23 protein-coding genes are annotated in these 19,527 nt (G+C 65.0%); 6 read left to right on the plus strand and 17 right to left on the minus strand.

Going from position 1 to position 19,527, the window contains the following annotated elements:
• Positions 1-12 precede the first annotated feature (12 nt).
• Together lipB and lipA are read left to right on the plus strand one after the other, a co-directional pair.
• Positions 13-738 carry a lipoyl(octanoyl) transferase LipB gene (lipB, locus tag AC1DCF_RS04440; protein WP_477209989.1) on the plus strand — a complete coding sequence of 242 codons (726 nt, stop codon included), beginning with the start codon at positions 13-15 and terminating at the stop codon, positions 736-738.
• Positions 735-1,721, plus strand: a complete 987-nt coding sequence (gene lipA, locus AC1DCF_RS04445; RefSeq protein WP_477209990.1) for a lipoyl synthase — start codon at positions 735-737, stop codon at positions 1,719-1,721. Before lipB ends, lipA begins: the two co-directional genes overlap by 4 nt.
• A gap of 3 nt (positions 1,722-1,724) precedes the next feature.
• On the opposite strand, the gene AC1DCF_RS04450 is transcribed toward lipA, so the two are convergent.
• A complete protein-coding gene (locus AC1DCF_RS04450; protein WP_477209991.1) occupies positions 1,725-3,104 on the minus strand; it encodes an FAD-dependent oxidoreductase in 1,380 nt (459 codons plus the stop codon).
• 44 nt (positions 3,105-3,148) lie between these two features.
• A complete protein-coding gene (locus AC1DCF_RS04455; RefSeq protein WP_477209992.1) occupies positions 3,149-3,499 on the minus strand; it encodes a metalloregulator ArsR/SmtB family transcription factor in 351 nt (116 codons plus the stop codon).
• A gap of 136 nt (positions 3,500-3,635) precedes the next feature.
• On the opposite strand from AC1DCF_RS04455, the gene AC1DCF_RS04460 reads away from it, so the two are divergent.
• Together AC1DCF_RS04460 and AC1DCF_RS04465 are read left to right on the plus strand one after the other, a co-directional pair.
• Positions 3,636-4,040 carry an arsenate reductase ArsC gene (locus AC1DCF_RS04460; protein WP_477209993.1) on the plus strand — a complete coding sequence of 135 codons (405 nt, stop codon included), beginning with the start codon at positions 3,636-3,638 and terminating at the stop codon, positions 4,038-4,040.
• Between the two features lie 207 nt (positions 4,041-4,247).
• Positions 4,248-4,568, plus strand: coding sequence for a GYD domain-containing protein (locus AC1DCF_RS04465; RefSeq protein WP_477209994.1), 321 nt, complete (start codon positions 4,248-4,250; stop codon positions 4,566-4,568).
• Between the two features lie 7 nt (positions 4,569-4,575).
• On the opposite strand, the gene AC1DCF_RS04470 is transcribed toward AC1DCF_RS04465, so the two are convergent.
• The 9 genes from AC1DCF_RS04470 to AC1DCF_RS04510 all read right to left on the minus strand — a co-directional run bounded on the left by AC1DCF_RS04470 (position 4,576) and on the right by AC1DCF_RS04510 (position 12,235).
• Positions 4,576-5,721, minus strand: coding sequence for an ABC transporter permease (locus AC1DCF_RS04470; protein ID WP_477209995.1), 1,146 nt, complete (start codon positions 5,719-5,721; stop codon positions 4,576-4,578).
• 65 nt (positions 5,722-5,786) lie between these two features.
• Positions 5,787-6,632 carry an ABC transporter ATP-binding protein gene (locus AC1DCF_RS04475; protein WP_477209996.1) on the minus strand — a complete coding sequence of 282 codons (846 nt, stop codon included), beginning with the start codon at positions 6,630-6,632 and terminating at the stop codon, positions 5,787-5,789.
• The gene (locus AC1DCF_RS04480) at positions 6,629-7,708 is read right to left on the minus strand and encodes a peptidoglycan-binding protein (RefSeq protein ID WP_477209997.1); all 1,080 of its coding nucleotides are present in this window, start codon (positions 7,706-7,708) and stop codon (positions 6,629-6,631) included. The genes AC1DCF_RS04475 and AC1DCF_RS04480 overlap by 4 nt, the downstream gene beginning before the upstream one ends.
• Entirely contained in the window at positions 7,708-8,214 is a 507-nt protein-coding gene (locus AC1DCF_RS04485) for a hypothetical protein (RefSeq protein ID WP_477209998.1), read from the minus strand. The genes AC1DCF_RS04480 and AC1DCF_RS04485 overlap by 1 nt, the downstream gene beginning before the upstream one ends.
• Before the next feature lie 88 nt (positions 8,215-8,302).
• Complete coding sequence (locus tag AC1DCF_RS04490) at positions 8,303-8,884, minus strand: M15 family metallopeptidase (protein ID WP_477209999.1); 582 nt, start codon at positions 8,882-8,884, stop codon at positions 8,303-8,305.
• 178 nt (positions 8,885-9,062) lie between these two features.
• Entirely contained in the window at positions 9,063-10,469 is a 1,407-nt protein-coding gene (locus tag AC1DCF_RS04495) for a sensor histidine kinase (RefSeq protein WP_477210000.1), read from the minus strand.
• On the minus strand, positions 10,469-11,149 hold the full coding sequence (locus AC1DCF_RS04500; protein WP_477210001.1) for a winged helix-turn-helix domain-containing protein: 681 nt from the start codon (positions 11,147-11,149) through the stop codon (positions 10,469-10,471). The genes AC1DCF_RS04495 and AC1DCF_RS04500 overlap by 1 nt, the downstream gene beginning before the upstream one ends.
• Positions 11,150-11,228: 79 nt before the next feature.
• The gene (locus AC1DCF_RS04505) at positions 11,229-11,732 is read right to left on the minus strand and encodes a riboflavin kinase (RefSeq protein WP_477210002.1); all 504 of its coding nucleotides are present in this window, start codon (positions 11,730-11,732) and stop codon (positions 11,229-11,231) included.
• The gene (locus tag AC1DCF_RS04510) at positions 11,732-12,235 is read right to left on the minus strand and encodes a flavin reductase family protein (RefSeq protein ID WP_477210003.1); all 504 of its coding nucleotides are present in this window, start codon (positions 12,233-12,235) and stop codon (positions 11,732-11,734) included. The genes AC1DCF_RS04505 and AC1DCF_RS04510 overlap by 1 nt, the downstream gene beginning before the upstream one ends.
• Positions 12,236-12,376: 141 nt before the next feature.
• Between AC1DCF_RS04510 and AC1DCF_RS04515 the strand changes: the two genes are divergently transcribed.
• Positions 12,377-12,985, plus strand: coding sequence for a PadR family transcriptional regulator (locus AC1DCF_RS04515; protein ID WP_477210004.1), 609 nt, complete (start codon positions 12,377-12,379; stop codon positions 12,983-12,985).
• A 144-nt stretch (positions 12,986-13,129) separates the two neighbouring features.
• On the opposite strand, the gene AC1DCF_RS04520 is transcribed toward AC1DCF_RS04515, so the two are convergent.
• From AC1DCF_RS04520 to AC1DCF_RS04545, 6 genes are all read right to left on the minus strand, one after another.
• Positions 13,130-14,494, minus strand: a complete 1,365-nt coding sequence (locus tag AC1DCF_RS04520) for an NtaA/DmoA family FMN-dependent monooxygenase (RefSeq protein ID WP_477210005.1) — start codon at positions 14,492-14,494, stop codon at positions 13,130-13,132.
• 60 nt (positions 14,495-14,554) lie between these two features.
• On the minus strand, positions 14,555-15,427 hold the full coding sequence (locus AC1DCF_RS04525; RefSeq protein WP_477210006.1) for an ABC transporter permease: 873 nt from the start codon (positions 15,425-15,427) through the stop codon (positions 14,555-14,557).
• Positions 15,420-16,283 (minus strand): ABC transporter ATP-binding protein, encoded by an 864-nt coding sequence (locus tag AC1DCF_RS04530; RefSeq protein ID WP_441790609.1) that lies wholly within the window; start codon positions 16,281-16,283, stop codon positions 15,420-15,422. The genes AC1DCF_RS04525 and AC1DCF_RS04530 overlap by 8 nt, the downstream gene beginning before the upstream one ends.
• Positions 16,280-17,389, minus strand: coding sequence for an ABC transporter substrate-binding protein (locus AC1DCF_RS04535; protein WP_477210007.1), 1,110 nt, complete (start codon positions 17,387-17,389; stop codon positions 16,280-16,282). Before AC1DCF_RS04535 ends, AC1DCF_RS04530 begins: the two co-directional genes overlap by 4 nt.
• A gap of 208 nt (positions 17,390-17,597) precedes the next feature.
• Positions 17,598-18,092 carry a 2'-5' RNA ligase family protein gene (locus AC1DCF_RS04540; protein WP_477210008.1) on the minus strand — a complete coding sequence of 165 codons (495 nt, stop codon included), beginning with the start codon at positions 18,090-18,092 and terminating at the stop codon, positions 17,598-17,600.
• Positions 18,093-18,140: 48 nt separating this feature from the next.
• The gene (locus AC1DCF_RS04545) at positions 18,141-18,653 is read right to left on the minus strand and encodes a DinB family protein (RefSeq protein ID WP_477210009.1); all 513 of its coding nucleotides are present in this window, start codon (positions 18,651-18,653) and stop codon (positions 18,141-18,143) included.
• Between the two features lie 111 nt (positions 18,654-18,764).
• Between AC1DCF_RS04545 and AC1DCF_RS04550 the strand changes: the two genes are divergently transcribed.
• Positions 18,765-19,460: an NUDIX domain-containing protein gene (locus AC1DCF_RS04550; RefSeq protein ID WP_477210010.1), complete on the plus strand. Its 696-nt coding sequence runs from the start codon at positions 18,765-18,767 to the stop codon at positions 19,458-19,460.
• The last annotated feature ends 67 nt before the right edge of the window (positions 19,461-19,527 follow it).

A 19,527-nucleotide genomic window follows, 5' to 3' on the forward strand; every position in this document is an offset into this window, starting at 1 on the left:
TAGACTTCACGCATGGTCGACTATGTCGTCGCGGGGCTAAGCGCCAACTCCGTGCCGTATCTTCAGGCCCTAGAACTACAGCGTGAAACACATGCGTCTGTGGTCTCTGGGCTGGCGCCCGATACCGTTATTTTCCTTGAGCACCCCTCGGTTTATACCGCGGGGAGACGCACGGATGACTCCGAACGGCCCACGAATGGCCTCGAAGTCATCGACGTGGACCGCGGAGGAAAGATCACCTGGCATGGCCCGGGCCAACTGATCGGCTACCCGATCCTGCGGCTGCCGGACCCCATCGATGTGGTCGATTATGTGCGGCGGCTCGAGGGCCTGCTGATCGACGTTCTCGCCGAACTCGGCGTCGACGGGCAACGAGTCCGCGGACGATCCGGAGTGTGGATTTCGCGGGACGGCCGTGACGAGAAGATCGCCGCCATCGGCATCCGTGTCGCTGACGGCGTCACGATGCACGGGTTCGCCCTGAACTGTTCGAACAGCTTCGATGCCTATGAGCACATTGTCGCGTGTGGGATTCGCGATGCCGGCATCACCTCAATCAGCCAGGTCTTGGGTCGCACGGTCGACCCGGCCGACGTGGTCCCGCTGATCCAGGCGCGCTTCGCCGCCGCGATCCACAACACACACACCACTGGCACAGACCTCGAGAACGCGGCCGTCACGAATACGACCGTCGAGAACACTGCCAACAAGAACACACCCGTCGAGGTCTCCGCATGAGCGCAGCACCCGATGGGCGCAAGATGCTGCGCCTCGAGATCCGCAACACCGAAACCCCGATCGAACGCAAGCCCGAGTGGATCAAAACCAAGGCCCGGATGGGCCCCGAGTATCGCGCGCTGCACAACCTGGTGAAAAGCGAAGACCTGCACACGGTGTGCCAGGAAGCGGCCTGCCCGAATATCTACGAGTGCTGGGAAGACCGGGAAGCGACGTTTCTGATCGGTGGTGCCCAGTGCACCCGGCGCTGCGATTTCTGTCAGATCGATACGGGCAAACCGGCACAGTACGACACCGATGAACCGCGCCGGGTCGCCGAATCCGTCGTGAAAATGAATCTGCGCTACTCGACCGTCACGGGCGTCGCCCGGGACGATCTGCCCGACGAGGGTGCGTGGCTCCATGCCGAGACCGTGCGGCAGATTCACGCCCAGAGCCCGGGCACCGGGGTGGAGATCCTGGCCACCGATTTCTCGGGCAACCCCGATCTGCTCGCCGAGGTGTTCTCCTCCCGGCCCGAGGTGTTCGCGCACAACGTGGAGACCGTCCCGCGGCTGTTCAAACGCATCCGGCCCGCCTTCCGCTACGAACGGTCCCTCGACGTTCTCACGCAGGCCCGCAGTGCGGGGCTCATCACCAAGTCCAACCTGATCCTCGGCATGGGCGAGGAACGCGCCGAGATCACCCAGGCGCTACAGGACCTGCACGATGCGGGAACCGACATCATCACGATCACCCAGTATCTGCGGCCCACTCCCCGGCACCTGCCGGTGGACCGGTGGGTGCGCCCCGACGAGTTCGTTGAGCTCAAGACCGAGGCCGAAGAGATTGGCTTCCTCGGGGTGTTGGCCGGGCCGCTCGTGCGGTCGTCGTATCGGGCCGGCCGGCTCTGGGCACAATCGATGCAGGCGAAGGGCCGGGATATTCCCGAGAATCTCAAGTCACTGGCGGATGCCTCGCTCGGTTTCGCGCAGGCCGTCTAGCCTCTAGGGCACCCTGGTCGGGATAGCTGCAGCAGAAGTCGCGGCCTCGACCGGAAGCGTTCCGTCACTCGTCGGAAGCGCCGTCGAACACACACCCGTCTCGGGCAGAACGAGCTGCACAATGCGCGCTGCTTCCGTGTTGCCGGCAAGCTCGTCAGCGATCGAACGCACCTGCTCATACCCGGTCAGCAGTAGGAAGGTCGGCGCCCGACCGTAGCTCTTCATGCCGGCGATGTAGAAGTTCGGTTCGGGATGGGCAAGCTCGTCGACACCATGCGGGTAGACGGTTCCACAACTGTGCAAGTTCGGGTCGATGAGCGACGCGAGCCGCGTCGGCGCCTCGACAATCTCATCCAGACTCAGGCGCATTTCGCGCAGGATGTCGAGGTCAGGACGAAACCCCGTCGCGTTCACGACGACATCCGCTTCAATCGAAGCCAGCTCCCGGCGACGACGCCCGATGACCTCGACGCGCCCGTCAGAAGCGGGCAGCACGTCGTCGATTTCGAACCGGTCGACCAGGGCAATTGTTCCGGCGCGAACCAGATCGTGCACCGCACTGCCGAGCTGTCCACGGGCGGCGAGTTCATCGTTCGCCGAGCCGAAGACGCGCACCGGGCTCACCGAGCGCACGGCCCAGGTGATGGTGGTTCCGGGCACTGCGTCGGCGAGCTGTGCCAGCTTGAGCAGTGTGTTCGCCGCGGAGTGACCGGCCCCAACCACGAGGGTGTGCTTGCCGGCGAACCGGGCACGGTCGGCGCCGAGAACGTCGGGGAGGGCGTGCGTCACATTCCCGGAGACATCGGAGACCGCGGACGGCTGCAGACCGCTCGAGAGCAGGCCGTTCGGCGTCGAGTACGTGCCCGAGGCATCAATGACCGCGCGGGCGAGCTGCTCCGTGGTGCCGGTCGAGGACTGCACCCGCAGCAGAAATGGCACCGAGCCGCGGTTGTTCGAGCGGGTGCGGTCCATGCCCTGCCGGGAGACGGCCGTCACTCGGCTGTCGTAACGGATGCGCGCGGCGAGTTCCGGGGTCTCCGAAAGCGGAACGAGATAGTCGGAGACCAGATCGCGCCCATACGGCAGTCGTTTGGCCGCCGGGGCTTCCCAGCCGGCCTTGTCGAGCAGCCGCGCGGCAGCCTCGTCGACGAGCACGTCCCACGGGGAGAACAGGCGGGTGTGACCCCAGGACTGCACGGCGGATCCGGCCGAGGCACCGGATTCGAACACGACCACGTCGAGCCCGCGTTCGAGCAGTTGCGCTGCGGCGGCCAATCCGACGGGGCCGGCGCCGATGACGGCAACGGGCAGGCCGGCGAGGCGGTCGAACGAGGCCCGCCCAGGGGCCGGGGCAGTCGCGAGGGAAAGTTCGGCGATAGTCATGCGTGTGCTCCTGGGAGTTGAAACCTGAGGTGGTGGGTGCGGCGCTAGATCGTGATGAGTAGCCGGCTGATGGAGTCCAACGCGCCGGGCACGAGGCGGTAATAGGCCCAGAGCCCCCGCTTCTCGCGGGTGAGAAATCCGGCATCCACCAGAATTTTGAGGTGGTGCGAGACCGTCGGCTGCGAGAGGCCCAGCGGCTCGGTGAGGTCACAGACGCAGGCCTCGCCGCCGTCGCCCGCGGCGACCATTGAGACCAGACGTAGCCGGGCCGGGTCGGCCAAAGCCTTGAGCGAACCGGCCAAACTCTGCGCATTCTGCGCGCTGAGAGACTCGCGAGTGAGCGGCTCGCAGCACGCGGTCACATCAGTCACAGGGAGTAGTTCGGTCATCGTCATCTGAACATCATGACAACTATATTGACAATCGTCAATATAGTTCCTACGATTTTGATCAGCGGATGCGGGAGCCCGCGATCATCGCTTCGCTCGCTCCGCCGCCACCCCCGACCCCCTTGCGAAAGAAGCACACGACGTGTCCGAAAAGCCCACAGTTCTCTTCGTTTGTGTTCATAACGCCGGCCGTTCGCAGATGGCCGCCGGCTACCTGCAGGCGCTCTCCGGCGGTCGCGTCGACGTGCTGTCGGCCGGGTCGGAGCCGAAAGACCAGATCAATCCGGTCGCTATCGCCGCCATGGCCGAAGACGGCATCGACATCGCCGACAACATCCCCAAGGTGCTCACCACCGAGGCGGTGCGTGACTCGGATGTCGTCATCACGATGGGTTGCGGTGACGCCTGCCCCATCTTCCCCGGCAAGCGCTATGAAGACTGGCAGCTCGACGACCCGGCCGGGCAGGGCATCGAGGCCGTTCGCCCGATTCGCGACGACATCAAGCGGCGCATTGAGGTGCTGCTGAGCGAGATCCTCAGCGACTAGCCGACGGTCGACCCTACGCTCACGCCGGTGTCGCATCGAGCGACGATACCCCTGCGCGAGCTCTCCCGGTCGTGCGTTGTCAGGTCGACGAGTCGGGCCTACGCTGTGCCCAGGCCCACTGCGGGGATCGGCTCCGGGACCTCACCCCAGTGGGTGCCGGGCATCTTGGATGCTCATCTCCTGGACCTCACGGAACAGGAAAAGATCATGACCAAGTATCTGTTCGAAGCGAACTATGTGGGCGACGGCATCAGGGGCCTGCTGCGCGAAGGCGGAACCCGGCGCCGCGAGGCGGTTGTCGAAGCCCTCAAGTCGGCGGGAGGCACGCTCGAATGCTTCTACTATGCATTCGGTGAGACCGACGCGCTCGGAGTCTTCGAGATCCCGAATCAAGCCGACGCCGCCGCCCTCTCGCTCCTGATCAATTCGACGGGCACCGTGAACATGCACCTCACACCGCTGATGACCCCGGAGGATCTCGACGAGGCCGCCCAGAAGACCCCGTCGTACCGTGCCCCCGGGCAATAGACACCCTTTAGCTGTTGAGCGCGACCGTCGGTGGGGTTCTCGCCGCCCGGATGGCCGGGTAGAGACCGGCGAGACCACCGATGATCAGGGTGGCCAGCACCCCGCCGACCAGCACAAACGGAGGCACCACCGGCACCCAGCCGTTGCCGAGCGCAATGCCGGTGCTGACGGCCGCGCCGAGTCCGGCTCCGGCCACCCCGCCGAGTGCTGACAGGAGCAACGCTTCGGCGAGGAACTGCACCCTGATGTGCCCTCGAGTCGCTCCGAGCGCGCGGCGAAGTCCAATCTCCCGCCGCCGTTCAAGCACCGAGATGACCATGGTGTTGGCCACTCCGATGCCACCGACGAGCAGTGAGATCGACCCGAGGGCCAAGAGCAACCCGGTGAATGCTTCATCGGCGGCGTTCTTCGCGGCCAGTGCGTCCGAGGGGCGCGACACCGACACCGACCCGGGTGCTTCCGGCTGGATGCTCGGACCCAGTAGCGTGCGCACCCGCGGCACCGAGGCATCCGTCGAACGCTCGTAGAGGGTGGTCGGTTGCCCGGTGTGACCGAAGTCGCTGACCGCGACAGTGGTCCCGATCAGGACGGCACTGTCGACCTCCGAGGCGAGCGCCACCGGGGCGAGGATTCCGACCACGGTGACGTTGCGATCGCCGAGCCACACCTGAGTTCCCACCGAGGTGACGCCGAGCCTGCTCGCGGCGGTATCGCCGAGCACGACCGCCGGAAAACTAGCGGTTGCCTGATTCAGCCAGTCCCCGGTGACGACACGACCGCCGATCACGTCGAGCAGATTCAGCTCAGCGGCGCGAACACTCAACCCGGCGGTGAGCCCTGGATCGATGAAGCTATTGCGGTACACCCGGATCGTGTCGAGCTCGGCCGTTGCCGACGCTGCCTCGACGCCCGGGATCCGCTCGGTTCGAGCCGACGCATCCGAGGGAAACGGGATCGTCGTCCCGCCGCTCTCCCCCGCCTGTGCGGTCAACAGATTCGTACCGAGTGCCTCGAGTTGCGAGGTGAGCCGCTGCTGGCTCGACGCCGAGATGCCCACCACCGCGATCATGGCGGCGATACCGATGGCGATACCGAGCGCGGACAGCACGGCCCGCGTGGGTCGTGCGCGCAGACCGGCTGAGCCGAGGTGCACCGCGTCTCCGGTACGCAGCCGCGAACGAGGCTCACCTGCCTGGGGGCGTGACCTTCTCCTGCGGATCATTCTGTTCTCCGTTCGATGACCGGGCTGTCGCCTGGGTGCGTGTCGGACGAGCGGATGTCCGAGGCGCCGGTGTCAGACAAGCGGGTGCCGGACAACCCGGTGTCGGAGATCAGCCGGCCGTCTTTGATCGCGATCTGGCGCGGCAGACGCTCCGCCAACGCCGCATCGTGGGTGATCACCACGACGGTGGTTCCCGCCCGGTTCAAGTCGTGGAGCAATTCGACGATGCTCTCACCCGAACGTGAATCGAGATTTCCCGTCGGCTCGTCGGCGAGCAACAGTGGCGGATCCCCAACCACCGCCCGGGCGATCGCCACCCGTTGCCGTTCGCCGCCGGAGAGCTGGCTGGGCTTGTGCGTGAGCCGGTGTCCGAGGCCCACGCGTTCCAACGCCTGACGCGCCCTGATCCGGCGTTCTCCGCGCTGCACTCCCGCGTAGAGCAGGCCGTCGGCCACGTTGTCGAGTGTCGACACTCCCTCGCTGAGGTGGAATTGCTGAAACACGAACCCGATGCTGTGGCCGCGGAGCGCGGACAGCTCCCTGTCGGACAGGTCAAGCACATCCGTGCCGTTGATGAACGCCCGGCCGCTACTCGGCCGGTCGAGCGTGCCAATGAGATTGAGCATGGTCGACTTGCCCGACCCGCTCGGCCCCACGATGGCCACGAACTCGCCCCGGTCGACTGTGAGGCTGACGCCGCGCAGCGCATGAACCGGAGGGCTGCCGTACTCGCGCCCGACATCTTCGAGCCGGATCACGGGTTCCGGCCGGATGAATACGGCCGGCCGCTCGACGAGGTCCGGGTGCAGCGCCTCCTCGAGAGTGGCACCGAGCTCACTCATCGTTCCGGCACCACAACGACGACACCCTCGGCGATCCCCTCGCCCGCGATCACCACTCGGCCGGCGGCGAAGAGTCCCGTTGTGACAGGAACCCGGGCCGGTGGAGCGTCGCCGACAACCACCTCGACGCCGAACAGCTCGTCGTCCAATGCGATCAGCGCCTCCACCGGAACCGTCAACACGCTGTCGCTGGCCACGCTGGAGAACGTCACCGTCACCGACGCCCGTTGGAACTCGGCGATTGCTGCCTGGTCGTCGAGCGCAATGACCACCGGGATCACGATCTTTGCCGCACCGCCCCCGTCTTGCTGAGTCTTTTCGACCGGCGGGCCGACACTGCTCACCGAGCCCGCGATCGGTGTGCCGTTGGGCGCGACGACGGTCACTGCGGCACCCACGATCGCCAGTGCCTGATCCGAGAGTTTCACATCGACCATCACGATCTTCAGATCCGCTGACGCGGTCATGATCTCGCTGGCGGCGCCGACCTCGGCCCCCATCGCCGACGTCAGTGAAGCGACTCGGATGTCACCGGAGCTGAACACGACGGAACCCCGTTCGAGGCTTCCGGTGGCGGGCTGCCCGGAGGCCTTTTGCCACGCACTGATCCCCCGCGCCGTCGCGGCGGTGAACTCCGCGTCGACGTCACCCGTGAAGTGGCCGAGCGTCGCGAGGTTCTGTTCGAGCTGTGCCACGTCGGGGCCGGGGTCCATCCCCCGCTCGAACGAGCGCCACACCGGCAACCCGCCGTGGAACAGAACCACCGGCCGGTTGCTCACCGTGAAGAGGGTCTGGCCGAGCCCGATTGTCGCTCCCACCGCGGGCAGCCCGGTCACGACACCGGAGAGCCCGGCCAGAATGGCGTGTTGGTCCGAGAATTGCAGCGTGCCGCTCAACTGGGTTTCCTGAGCCACTGAGCCGTGAATGACCGGGGCCGTGGCGACCGCGCGTGAGTGTTCGTCCGACGTACCCGATGCGGATGGTGCGGTCTGCGACCCCCACAGCACCCAGGCTGCGCCTCCGGCCACCGCGATCGTTGCGCCGAGCGCCACGCCGAGGATCCAGCGACGCCGCATCAGAGACACTTCTCCAGCACCGACTCGGGGATCTCCACGTCAGGCAGGTGCACGCCCCCCTCGGGCGGCGGGTCAGCGATGTCGACCCCGTTCTCGCGCAGACACTTCGTCGCTTTGAGCGACTCCTGGAACATCTCCTCATCACTCGCGCGATTCTCTGGAAGAGGGGGGTCTCCGATCTTCTCCGAGCAGACTTTGAATGCCGCTGTGAAGGCATCGTCCTGAACGAACTCGCCGACTCCCTTTTCCTTGTCTGGGTCGGTGATCTCGATCCCTTCGTCTCTCAGACACTGGGTGACTTTCAATTCCCAGTCGAAACGTTTGTCTTCGAAGGAGCCCGCGGTCGACTTATCGGGGCTCGTCGAACCGCCGGCGGATTTCGACGCGGGGGCGCAGGCGGCGAGGCTCAGGAGGAGCACCGGCACGGCGAGCGCTGCGCCGAGGTGAGCGCGCCGAGTGGATCGCGCGGTTCGGGTGAATCGGTTGGATGGGGCGTGTGTGTTCATGAGTCTCTTTTCTGAATGAATGGATTGGAACGCAAAGATTGAGGCGGAGCGCCAGGCTTGTGGGGCTCTGGAGCGGCCCGATGGCCTGTTACCCGCTCGCATCCGTGCGCTTGTCCGGGCATTCGCCACCGGGTGTGGTGGCGAGCTCGTAATGCCACATCTCGTTGCTGTAGATCTGGCAGAGGCCGAACTCGTCACCGAATCGGCTCATCCAGTCGGAAGCGTCGGTGGGGCCGACATCGACGGCGTTTCCTTTGACGTGTTCCGAGGCGTCCGGCGTGCTGACCCACTTCAGGGCCTCGTCCTCACTGCCGTATTCGACGATGGCGTCGTTGAGCAGGCTCTGCTGGTAATCAGCGCTTCGCCAACCCGAGGCGATGCGGATGTCGTAGTCGTCAGCTTCTGCGGCGGTTGCGGCAGCGCGAACGGCCTCCCGCAGAGCGGGGTCGAGCTGTGAGATCAGGGGAAGCGAGTCGTCGAATGGTGAGACCAGTTCCCCTTCTTCGAGGTAGCCGTGGGCTGCGGAGTGCACGGACTCCGAGGAGATCCCGCCGTCGGCGCCCGTCGGCGACCCAACCGCCGCGCAGCCGACGACCGCGAGCATCGACAAAGCGGCGGTGATGCAGAGACTTACTGACCTGCGCGTCACGCAGCCTGGCAGTGGGGACATTCGGTGACTCCTGTGATCAACAGAGCGGGGATCCGCTTGTTCTGTGATCAGCTTCGACGGCCTCTGCGACCCAGCCGTCTTTGCAATGCGACGAGACGGCTACGGAAACCTGAAAGTTCGCAGTGAGTCATCGCGACTACAGGCGCGCGCTAAAGCCCGGCGGATTGCAGAGCTGGAGTCAGCGTTCTTGATGACCGGAAAGCGTTTCCGGCAGGCGCAACGCGAAGACGGTGGTGTCACCAGGTTCGACGGTGATATCTCCGCCGAGCAGACGGGCGTTCTCGCGGGCGATCGCCAGCCCCAAACCGCTGCTCGTGCTGCGTCCTCTGGCCGCGCTCCCCCGGTAGAAGCGCTCGAAAAGGTGAGGCACATGCTGGTCGGAAATTCCCGGACCCTCATCGACGACCCTGACAACCCGCCATCCGTCTTCCGAGGTGCTCGTGACGGTGACGGGCGGCACTCCATAGCGGGACGCGTTGGTCAGGAGGTTCGTGAGAATCATCCGCAGTCGTCGCGCATCGCTCGTGAGGGGATCGTTGTTCTCAGCCCGGATGCGCACCGCGCCGGCGCCATCGCTACGATCGGTGACGTCTTCGAGGAGAAGTGCGATGTCGAGCGGTTCGAGCTGGAGGTCGGCCTCGCCCGCGTCTACCCGGGACATCTCCAGGAGATCGCTGACGAGCTTCGAGAGGTGGCGGGTGCTTTTCGCCGTCACCTCGCCAGCGATGCGCACCTCCTCGTCGGTGGCCGCCGAGGTGTCTTCCAGAATGTCGGCCATCGCCACCATGGAGGTGAGAGGCGTGCGCAACTCGTGGGAGACATCCGCGACAAGTTGCCGTGACAACTGTTCGCGCTCTTTCAGGCGTTCGATGGTGTCGTCGAGGGTCTTCGATGTTTCCGAGAGGGCCAGAAGCACGGCGTCGACATCCGCATACCCGGTGTACTGGGGAGTGAGGGTGCGGCCACTGCCGAGATCGGTGACGCTCGACACCATCCTCTTCAACGGACGAGTGAATCGGGTGCCGATCACGAAGCCGAGCGCTGCCGCCAAGGGTACGGCGAGGGCAGTGATTGCGAGGCTCAAGCCCACGAGGTGCGTAACTTGTTCTGCCTCCTCCTGAAGCGACTCGACGACCAGAACGTTCACCTGGTCACCGTTGGTGTCGGCTCTGGCCCGACTGTTCGCCCCCATCACGAAGAGCAGCTGACCGTTGACGGTGATCCGACGGAATGTCACGGCGTCGCTACTCTCCGCCATCGACTGAAGCACCGCGTCGGGCACAAATCCGACCACTGGGTTTCCGACTTCTGCGCCCGTCGTCTGGTTGATCAGCGTTGCCCCGTCAGGGAACAATTCGATCAGCGAACCGAGTTCTTGTTCGCTGGGGTGCGGCGGGAGTGCGTCGAACGCGGCGGCGGCGCCGTCGCTGAACTCGTTCAATAAGACGTTCTGTCTGGACTCGAAAATGAGAGTGCGAGCATTGAACGTCAGCAAGACCGAGGTCGCCAGGGCGACTCCCGCCGCGACCAGGCCAAACGCGAGGATCAGGCGCCCGCGGAGCCCGATGTTGCGGCGACGAAACATCAACCGATCCGGTATCCGAAGCCTCGTACCGTATGGAGCATGACCGGTTGTGCCGGGTCGTCTTCGATCTTTGCTCTCAACCGTTGGATCGCGGCGTCAACACTTCGCCCGGCGGAATTCTCGGTCGTCTGCCACACCCGGTCCAGAAGCTGATCCCGGCTGAGCACCTGCCCGGGATTGCGCAGCAGTTCAGCAAGAAGCTTCAGCTCGGTCGGCGTGAGCGAGAGCTCGGCCCCAGCCTTCGTGACAATCAATGAGTCGAGGTTCACCGTGAGCGTGCCGTGGTGAAGCAGGCTGTCGTCGTCGGGGGTGTCGTTCTCAGCATTGCGACGCATGACGGCACGGATGCGCGCCTCGAGAACCGCCGGCGCGACCGGTTTGATGATGTAGTCATCTGCTCCCGCTTCCAGGCCGCCGACGATATCGGAATCCTGGTCACGCGCGGTGAGCATGATGATCGGCACAGAGGACGATTTTCGAATCTGACGACACACGTCGAATCCGTCGAGATCCGGCAGCATCGCATCGAGAACGACCACATCGTGAGCACCGCGAATCGCCGAAAGCACGCCCCCGGCGCCGGTGAACTCGACGGCGACCTCGTGGCCGCGCCGCGACATCGTCAACCGGTACGCCTGACTGATCTCACGGTCGTCCTCGACGAGAAGAATTCGTACCATCCTGTCCACCTCCCCCGCTGAGCTTACGGGTGACGGCCTGTGAGCGACTTCGGGTCGGCCCCGATTCGCCTCTCGGAGGCTACGCGACGGCTCCGGCCAGCAGCGCTCGCGACCGCTCGACATCCTCTTTCGTGCGCAGAATCAGCTCATCGAGCGTGTCGCAGCGCACCATGCTGCGGAGGCGTGCCGCGATCGTCACGAGAACGGAGCGGCCGTAGAGATCAGCATTGAGGTCGTGCACAAAGGCCTCGATGCGGCGGTCCGTCACATCGTCGAAGGTGGGGTTGTCGCCAATGCTCACGGTGGCGCCATGTCGGGCGGTCTCCGGCGGAAAACTCACCCAGCAGGCGTACACGCCGTCAGCCGGAATCTCGAAGCCCTCGGTCACTGAAATGTTCGCCGTCGGGAAGCCGAGCTGGCGCCCTCGCTTGTCGCCGTGGACGACGATTCCGCCGAAGACAGCGCCGCCAGAGACAGCGCCATCAGCGACAGTGCCACCGATGGCGTCGGTGACGATGCCGTCCGTGACGATGGCGCCCCCCACGATCGCGCCGACACTGCTCGACCCCCCGACCTCAGTCATTATTCGGTCAGCAGTCCGCGGAACTGGCTCTGGTGAAAGACCAGGGGGGTGATATCGGGGAACACGTCGGAGTTCAGCACCTCGAGCAGGATGATCTCGTGATCACCACCGTCGACGGTCGCCGAGACCTTGCACTCCAGCCAGAGCGCAGCGCCGTGCATCAACACAGCCCCGTCGTCCGTCGCGTGCCACTCGGCATCTTCGAACCGGTCGGTGTTGCGCGAGGCGAGCTTGCGGCAGAGCGTCTCGTGGTTTGCGCCGAGAACGCTCAGGCCGAGCTGGGCGCTGTCGGCGAGCACAGGCCAGGTGTTCGAGGTGCGGGCGACGCTGACGGCCACCAGGGGCGGGTCGAGCGACACCGAGATGAAGGAGTTGACGGCCAGGCCGACCGGGCGGTCTTCAACGAGTCCGCAGACGGCGACGACGCCGGTCGGAAAGAGAGAAAATGCGCGACGCAGCGCCACTTCCGGCGGCACGGTCTCCAGGTTTGTCGCGGTAGACATCACGTAACTCCTTCTTCATTGAAATGACTCAGTGATCACACTAGTCAAGTTTGATCATATTTCTAGTACTTATTCAGATTTGAACATATAAAACGTGATTCATTCGGGGATGCGGCGCATCTGCTGACTTACGATGGAGCAATGTCGAGCCTTACCCGCCTGATCGTGCTGGGCGCCGTACACCAATTTCAGCCTGTTCACGGCTATTTTCTGCGCCGCGAACTGATGACGTGGCACGTCGACGAATGGGCCAACATTCAGCCCGGCTCGATCTACAACGCGCTGCGCTCCCTCAAGCAAGACGGCTACATCGAGGAGAACGGCACCGAGTCGGCCGGCAAGCGCCCCGAGCGCACCATCTATCAGATGACGCCAGAGGGAGAGGTCGAATTTCTTCGCCTGCTCCGGCTCACGCTGTGGACGGTGGAGACCTTTGACACCAAGCCGGTGATGGCCCTCACGTCGTTCATGTTCGCGCTGAGCCGTGAAGAGGTCATCGCGGCCCTCGAGCACCGCGTCAACGAGATCAACGCCAAGATCGCCAGCAACGGCTTTCACATCGAGGATGTCGCCAAATCGACGACGACGCCGCTTTACGTTCGCGAGATCTTCGAGCTGTCGACGGCGCGCCTGCGCGGCGAACAACAGTGGGCCAGAGAACTCGGTGAGCGGGTGAAGGCCGGCGAGTACAGCTTCGCCGGGGAACCCGAGAGCGACCGCGCCCGGTCGGCTCGCTCGCTCGACGACTAGACGCAGCCTCGCGGCGGCAGCTGCGGCATCCGCTGTCGCATCCGCCCCGTCATCCACCCGTGCATCCGCCCTCTCGAACGCGAGAATCCGTGACCCCGGCCATCGGCCGGCGCCACGGATTCTCACTTCAGCCCTGAGGGGGGATCAGAGCGTCAACGCCGCCTGCTGCGCCCGGAAGCCCGCACCCGGGTGGTCCTCGCGCAGAACAGGAGTCTCGGTTCCGACCAGTCGCTGACGCAACGTCGGAGCGTCGTAGCCGGTGCCGGCCACGCCACGCTCACGCAGGATCGGCATGACCTGTTCGATGAAGTCGATCGTCGAACCGGGCTGGATCACCGGCGTGAACAGGAAGCCGTCGAGGTCTGCGCCCTCGGCGAGCTCGCAGATCGCGTCGGCGATCTCCTCGGGGGTGCCGATGACGGGCTTGGAGCGCACACCGTGTGCGTGCCAGTCCTTCAGCACATCGCCGACTGTGAGCCCGGCAAAACGCGCGACCTGGGTCTGCGACAGCTCGGTGTGCAGGTCGGCCATCGGGGTGCTCGGGTCGTACGACGACAGGTCGAGCCCGGTGAACCAGGCGTACGACGCGACGGCCACCTCGGGGGTCTGCGCGTCAAGCACCTCCCGGTACTTCCGCTCGGCCTCTTCATGCGTCGGGGCGACCACGCAGGAGAACGCGGCCATCAGCTTGATCGAGTCGGCTGCCCGCCCCGCGGCGACGGCTTCGGCACGGATGGCCTGCACCTGGCCGGCGAGCTTATCCACCGGTGCGCCGCCGAGGAAGATGCATTCGCCGTGGCGGCCGCCGAACTCACGGCCGCGCTCCGAGGAGCCGGCCTGGAAGAGAACCGGCGTGCCCTGCGGCGAGTAGGAGGTGTTTCCGTAGCCGTTGCTGCGGAAGTACGGGCCCTCGTGCTCGATGCGGTGCACCTTCTCGGGGTCGGCATAGCGTCCCTGCTTGTCGAGCTCGAGTGCGTCGGGCTCCCAGGCGCCTTCCCACAGCTTGTAGACGAGTTCCATGAAGTCGTCGGCCATGTTGTAGCGCTCGTCGTGGGCGACCATCGGCACGCCGAAGGCGGCGGATGCGGTCTCGGCGGTTCCCGTGGTGACCACGTTCCAGCCGATGCGGCCCTTCGACAGGTGGTCGAGGCTCGCGATCCGGCGGGCGAAGGAGTACGGCTGCTCCAGCAGGGTGGAACCGGTCAGCACGAGGCCGAGGTTCTCGGTGCTCGAGATCAGTGCCGCGGCAACGATCGCGGGGTCGAGACGCGGCAGGTCGAGGCCCTCAACCGTGCAGATGTCGGGTCGTTCGCCGTTGACGTCGGCCCAGCCCCAGGCATCCGCGAGAAAAATGAAGTCCAGGCCCGCGTTTTCGCAGATCTCGGCGATGTTCTTCCAGTAGGCGAGGGTGTCGAAGAGGTGCCTCTGGTTGTCAGGGTGACGCCAGGTTGCCGTGCCGGAGTCGTTGGTCTGAGCGTTTTCGAACAGGCCGAAGCGAAGCTGTTTCATTGTGATGCCTTTCGTGCTGATTTTTTGTGTGAAGTGACGAGGCAGCGTGCCCCGCGGCGACTAGCGGGCGACCGTGGTGTCTTCGCTCCACCACAAGACGCGCTTGCGTAGCAGTGCCAGTAGCGACACCAGGGTCACGCCCATCAGGCAGAGCAGCGCGATGCTGGCCCAGGTGACGGCCAGGTTGGCTTGCGCTGCGGCGATGGTGACGAGGGAACCGAGACCGGCCTGCTGACCGGCAGCGACGAATTCGGCCACTGCCGCACCGACGATCGCCAGCGGCATCGCGATGCGCAGCCCCGCGAAGACGAACGGCATGCAGCCGGGGAAGCGCAGGTCGCGGAAGATTTCCCAGCGGCTCGCGTGGAGTGTGCGCATCACATCGAGCGCACGCCCGTCGACGTCCCGCAGCCCGGCCAACGAGTTGACCAGCATCGGAAAGAAGACGACGAGGGCGGTGACGATGTACTTCGGCATCATGCCGAAGCCGAATGCCACCACGAGGGCCGGCGCGATGGCCACAACCGGGGTGACCATGACCACGACAATGAGCGGCATGACTGCTCGCTCCATGATCTGGAACTCCGCCATGATCACCGCGAGGAGGAACCCGAACAGGATGCCGGCACCCGCGCCGATGACGACTTCCTGCAGCGTGACCAAGAAGTTCGACCAGTACATCATCGGTTCTTTGGCCAGGCTCGACCAGACGGCGTCGATCGTGGGAATCACATACGGGTTGGCGAGGGCAACGGCCTGCCAGAGCGCACCGGCGACGATGAAGGTGATGGTGGGCGGCGCCCACGTTCCCCACTTCAGTCCGCGGCGCGGCGCGGCCGACTGGGCCGTGCCCGTGCGCGTGCCGGCCTGCACGGCATTCGATTCGGTGACGGACTGCGTTGTCGATCTCGGCACCGTGTGCAGGTTAGACATACTTCTTCTCCATGACACTCTGTAGCGACGACCGCACTGCACCCTCAAGGTCGCGGAATTCGTCGGTTGCGTAGACATCGGCATCCCGCGGACGCGGCAGGTTGACGTCGATCACCTCGGCAATGCGACCGGGATGTGCGGCCATCACGATGATGCGGTCGGACAGCATGATCGCTTCGGGCACCGAGTGGGTGACGAACAGCACCGTCTTGCGGTTGGTTTGCCAGAAGTCGAGCAATCCGATGCGCTGCTGGTCGCGGTTCATCTCGTCGAGAGCCGAGAAGGGCTCGTCCATCAGAAGCACGCTCGGGTCGAAGACGAACGCGCGAGCGATGGCCGCGCGCTGCTGCATGCCGCCCGAGAGCTGCGACGGATACTTGTTGATCGCGTGGCCGAGGCCGAACGACTCCAAGATTTCCTTCGGGTCACGGAGGGTGCGTCCGGCGTTCGCCTTGGGGTTCACCGTGATCGGCAAGGTCACATTCTCCAGCACGGTGCGCCACGGCAGCAGGGCCGGCGACTGGGGCACAAGACCGATCATCTTGCCCTTGGTCGCGGACTTCACCGTTTTTCCGTCGATGGTGACCGTGCCCTCGTCGGCGTCGCTGAGTCCGGCGATCACCTTCAACAGGGTGGACTTGCCGCATCCGCTCGGGCCGATCACCGAGACGAACTCACCGGCGTTGATCGACAGCGTCACGTCATCGAGCACCAGAGTCTTGGCCCCGGCCGGGCCGAAGCTCTTCGAGACGTTGGTGACCTGCACTCCGGTGTTGCCCGCGGGTCGGGAACCGGCGGCCGAAGCCGCGAATCGGTTCCCGACCGCGCTGGTCACATCGATAAGTTCGGAGCTCACTTGCCGGGCCAAATCAACGCATCGTCGCTGTAGAGATCGGCCACCAGCTTGGTGTCCATCATCGACTCCAGCTTCGGAAGCTCGCTGACGTTGCCGAACTGCTTGACCAGCTTGTACTCGTCTTCCCACTCGGCGGTCGTCTGCACACCGGGCATCCCGGCGGTGCTGTTACGCACCCAGTCAGATTCAACTGCCCAGGTGCGGGCCTGCTGGTCCTTCGGGAATGCGTCGCCCTGGTTATTGTCGGCGGCGAGCGTGCTGATCATGTCCATGCACTTGTCGTCATTGTCGAGGCAGTACTGCAGCGCCTTGAGGCTGGCACGCATGAAGTCGGCTGAGACCTCGCGGTTCTCCTTGAGAAACTTCGAGTTCGCTTCCATCACGTTGTAGGTGCCCTTGATGCCGAGCTCAGACGGCAGGAACTGATTGAACGGCAGACCGAGGGACTTGAGCTTCTCCGGCTGGTTCGACGCGTAGCCGACGATGGCGTCGACCTGTCCGCGGGTGACAACCGTGGGGTCGTAGTTGGTCATCTTGATCAGTTCGACCTTGGAGACATCGACACCGGCGGCATCCAACATCGCGGATGCGATCGGCGTCATGTTGATGAAGTAGCCGAGCTTCTTGCCCTCGAGGTCCTTCAGGCTCTTGATGTTCTCGTTCGTGAAGATCGAGAACGGCGAGTCGCTGCCGTAGGTGGCAACCGCGGTCAGGTTGTGGCTGTTCGCAGCGGCCAGCATGACGTCGGACGCCGAGCCGAGTGCGGTGAACTGGGCCTGACCCGACGAAACGAGCTGCTGGCCGTTCGCACCAGAGGCGTTGATTTCAACGTCGAGGCAGAGGGCGTCGAAGTAGCCCAGCTCCTTGGCGAGGAACACGTCGAGCTGGCCGGCACTGGCCGAGTATCCGTAACCCGAGATGTAGGTGATGGGGCCGGCCGCGCTGTTGCGATCGCAGGTGGCCTGGTCGACCTCTACTCCCGCATCGGAGGTGCTGGGCGTTGAAGCCGGGCTTGCTGCGCAGGCACTGAGAGTCAAGGCCGCGGCAAGCAAGCCGACAACGTAGGAGCTCCGGCGGAGAGCCTGCTTATCAAGAAAATTTGTCACTTGGATCGAGATTCCTTCCCTGGCCTTATCCGTCATTGGATGGCTGGGCAAAGCTAACATATTCAATCTTGACTGTGCAAACTTTTTTACGTCTCATTTGGACAACAAAACGAGACAAACTGTCGCTTCGCGCCAACCCCTTCGGGGGCCCGCCCTCGCGACGCCGATATTTGAGCCTCGGCGGTGCGTTGACGCGCGAGTGAAGGCGTCAGTCGGTCGGTTGAGGTGCTGGCAGGTCGAGCGTCGCCAATACCGTGCGCCCGCTGGCCGCTGCCCGCGGCGCCATGTCCACGACCGCGATCTGCGTGAGCGTCAGCACATCGCCCTCGTGCACACGGCCTTGATTCTTGACGGTGACGTGGGCGCGAAAGCCCGCGCCGGTGAAGGCCGGCTCTTCCGGAGCCGCGGCAAACTGACGCATCGCCTCCTTCAAACGGCGATGAAGCCCCGTGAGCGCCGGGCTGTCGTCGACGAGTGAGACGGGAATGTTGTGGCGGCGGCCGAACAGCGCGTCGGGCCCGACCGCCGCGGCGAGCGCCGTCTGACCGGCAGCGGCCCCCTCGATCGCGGCGGCGACATCCGCCGGCTCGGCGCTGGTGAGAAACGGCGGAAGCACGGTGATGTGCAGGGGCCAGTCCGCCACGGCGAAGCTCTCCCCCACCTCAAGCGGGGTGAGCGGCAGCACGATGACGAGGCGGGACATGGTCTGAGTTTAAGTGGATGCCGCCGGCCGGCTGGAGCGCGTAGCCGGCTACTCGCCGACGACCCCATCGATGGCCTCGCGCAGCAGGTCGGCGTGGCCGTTGTGCCGCGCCGTCTCCTCGATCAGGTGCAGCAAGATCCACCTCAGGCTGTACGGCTGACCCTCGCGGTCGAGCCCGACCGAGAGGGCATCCAGCTCGACGCCGGCCAAAGCGGCTCGATTTCGCGCGCAGGTCGCGCGATAGAGCTCGCGCAGCTCTTCGGGATCGTCGGCGACGGCGGTGTGGAACTCCCAATCCCGGTCGTCATCCCACGGCGCACTTGCCCAGGGCTCTTCCGCCGGCTGGCCGAGGAAGCGATCGTGAATCCAACTGGACTCCACCAAGGCGAGATGCTTGAGCAAGCCCGCGAGCGTTAGCTCCGAGGTGGGCAGCCGTGCCGCCATCGCCTCCTTGCCGAGGCCCTCTGTCTTTCCGAGGAGGGTGGCCCGGTGGTAGTCAAGAAACTGGTCGAGGGATGCCCGCTCGGTGGCGATGACATCGGGGTCAGTGCGCTGGTCCATGAGAAGAGTCTCTCGCACCCGGCACCTATCGGTCACGCAGATCGGTCACGCAGGTCGGTCACGCAGATCGGTCACGCGCCCTGGCCGACCGAGTTGGCTAGCCTCGACACTATGACCACTGCCGATACGACCAACCCGTCCGCCACTCCTGCACGACGGGGAGTCGACGTGCCTGACGGTCGCGGTCGCACCGGGCTCGACCGGGTCGGCGCCGATCTCACCCGCAACCCGGATGTCGCCGTCACCCGTGTCGAGGTGACCTCCGACGGCTGGCACGTGCTGCGACGCACGACTTTCGACTACCGCCGTGCCGATGGCCAGGTGTCGACTCAGCAGCGCGAAACCTACGATCGCGGCAATGGCGCCACCATCCTGCTCTACGACCTGGCCGCGCAGACGGTGCTCCTCACCCGCCAATTCCGGTTTCCCGCCTATGTGAACGACCACCCAGACGGCATGCTGATCGAGGCCGCCGCCGGACTGCTCGATGACGACGAACCGGACGTGGCCATCCGCCGGGAAGCGAGCGAGGAACTCGGCGTGACCGTGGGCATCCTGCAGCACGTTTTCGATCTCTACATGAGCCCGGGCTCGGTCACCGAGCGGGTGCATTTCTATGTGGCGCCGTACACGCCGGCCGATCTGACCGGCCCGGGCGGTGGGGTGGTCGAAGAAGGCGAAGACATCGAGGTGCTCACGATTCCCGTCGCCGAGGCCCTGTCCATGGTCACCGACGGCCGAATCGTCGACGGCAAGACGGTCATCCTGTTGCAGTGGGCCGCCCTGAACGTTTTCGGCCGGGCATAGCCGCGGTCGACGTCAACGTCGACGTACGCAAAGGAGGAGATTCTGCGCCACGCCGATCAGAACGGGC

This window comes from Leifsonia sp. 10L418, assembly GCF_056395445.1.

Excerpts from the sequence above, each read along its gene's own strand:
- lipB (WP_477209989.1), top strand. The coding sequence starts at position 13 with ATGGTCGACTATGTCGTCGCGGGGCTAAGCGCCAACTCCGTGCCGTAT.
- lipA (WP_477209990.1), top strand. The coding sequence starts at position 735 with ATGAGCGCAGCACCCGATGGGCGCAAGATGCTGCGCCTCGAGATCCGC.
- AC1DCF_RS04450 (WP_477209991.1), bottom strand. The coding sequence starts at position 3,104 with ATGACTATCGCCGAACTTTCCCTCGCGACTGCCCCGGCCCCTGGGCGG.
- AC1DCF_RS04455 (WP_477209992.1), bottom strand. The coding sequence starts at position 3,499 with ATGACGATGACCGAACTACTCCCTGTGACTGATGTGACCGCGTGCTGC.
- AC1DCF_RS04465 (WP_477209994.1), top strand. The coding sequence starts at position 4,248 with ATGACCAAGTATCTGTTCGAAGCGAACTATGTGGGCGACGGCATCAGG.
- AC1DCF_RS04475 (WP_477209996.1), bottom strand. The coding sequence starts at position 6,632 with ATGAGTGAGCTCGGTGCCACTCTCGAGGAGGCGCTGCACCCGGACCTC.
- AC1DCF_RS04480 (WP_477209997.1), bottom strand. The coding sequence starts at position 7,708 with ATGCGGCGTCGCTGGATCCTCGGCGTGGCGCTCGGCGCAACGATCGCG.
- AC1DCF_RS04485 (WP_477209998.1), bottom strand. The coding sequence starts at position 8,214 with ATGAACACACACGCCCCATCCAACCGATTCACCCGAACCGCGCGATCC.
- AC1DCF_RS04490 (WP_477209999.1), bottom strand. The coding sequence starts at position 8,884 with ATGTCCCCACTGCCAGGCTGCGTGACGCGCAGGTCAGTAAGTCTCTGC.
- AC1DCF_RS04495 (WP_477210000.1), bottom strand. The coding sequence starts at position 10,469 with ATGTTTCGTCGCCGCAACATCGGGCTCCGCGGGCGCCTGATCCTCGCG.
- AC1DCF_RS04500 (WP_477210001.1), bottom strand. The coding sequence starts at position 11,149 with ATGGTACGAATTCTTCTCGTCGAGGACGACCGTGAGATCAGTCAGGCG.
- AC1DCF_RS04505 (WP_477210002.1), bottom strand. The coding sequence starts at position 11,732 with ATGACTGAGGTCGGGGGGTCGAGCAGTGTCGGCGCGATCGTGGGGGGC.
- AC1DCF_RS04510 (WP_477210003.1), bottom strand. The coding sequence starts at position 12,235 with ATGTCTACCGCGACAAACCTGGAGACCGTGCCGCCGGAAGTGGCGCTG.
- AC1DCF_RS04515 (WP_477210004.1), top strand. The coding sequence starts at position 12,377 with ATGTCGAGCCTTACCCGCCTGATCGTGCTGGGCGCCGTACACCAATTT.
- AC1DCF_RS04520 (WP_477210005.1), bottom strand. The coding sequence starts at position 14,494 with ATGAAACAGCTTCGCTTCGGCCTGTTCGAAAACGCTCAGACCAACGAC.
- AC1DCF_RS04525 (WP_477210006.1), bottom strand. The coding sequence starts at position 15,427 with ATGTCTAACCTGCACACGGTGCCGAGATCGACAACGCAGTCCGTCACC.
- AC1DCF_RS04540 (WP_477210008.1), bottom strand. The coding sequence starts at position 18,092 with ATGTCCCGCCTCGTCATCGTGCTGCCGCTCACCCCGCTTGAGGTGGGG.
- AC1DCF_RS04545 (WP_477210009.1), bottom strand. The coding sequence starts at position 18,653 with ATGGACCAGCGCACTGACCCCGATGTCATCGCCACCGAGCGGGCATCC.
- AC1DCF_RS04550 (WP_477210010.1), top strand. The coding sequence starts at position 18,765 with ATGACCACTGCCGATACGACCAACCCGTCCGCCACTCCTGCACGACGG.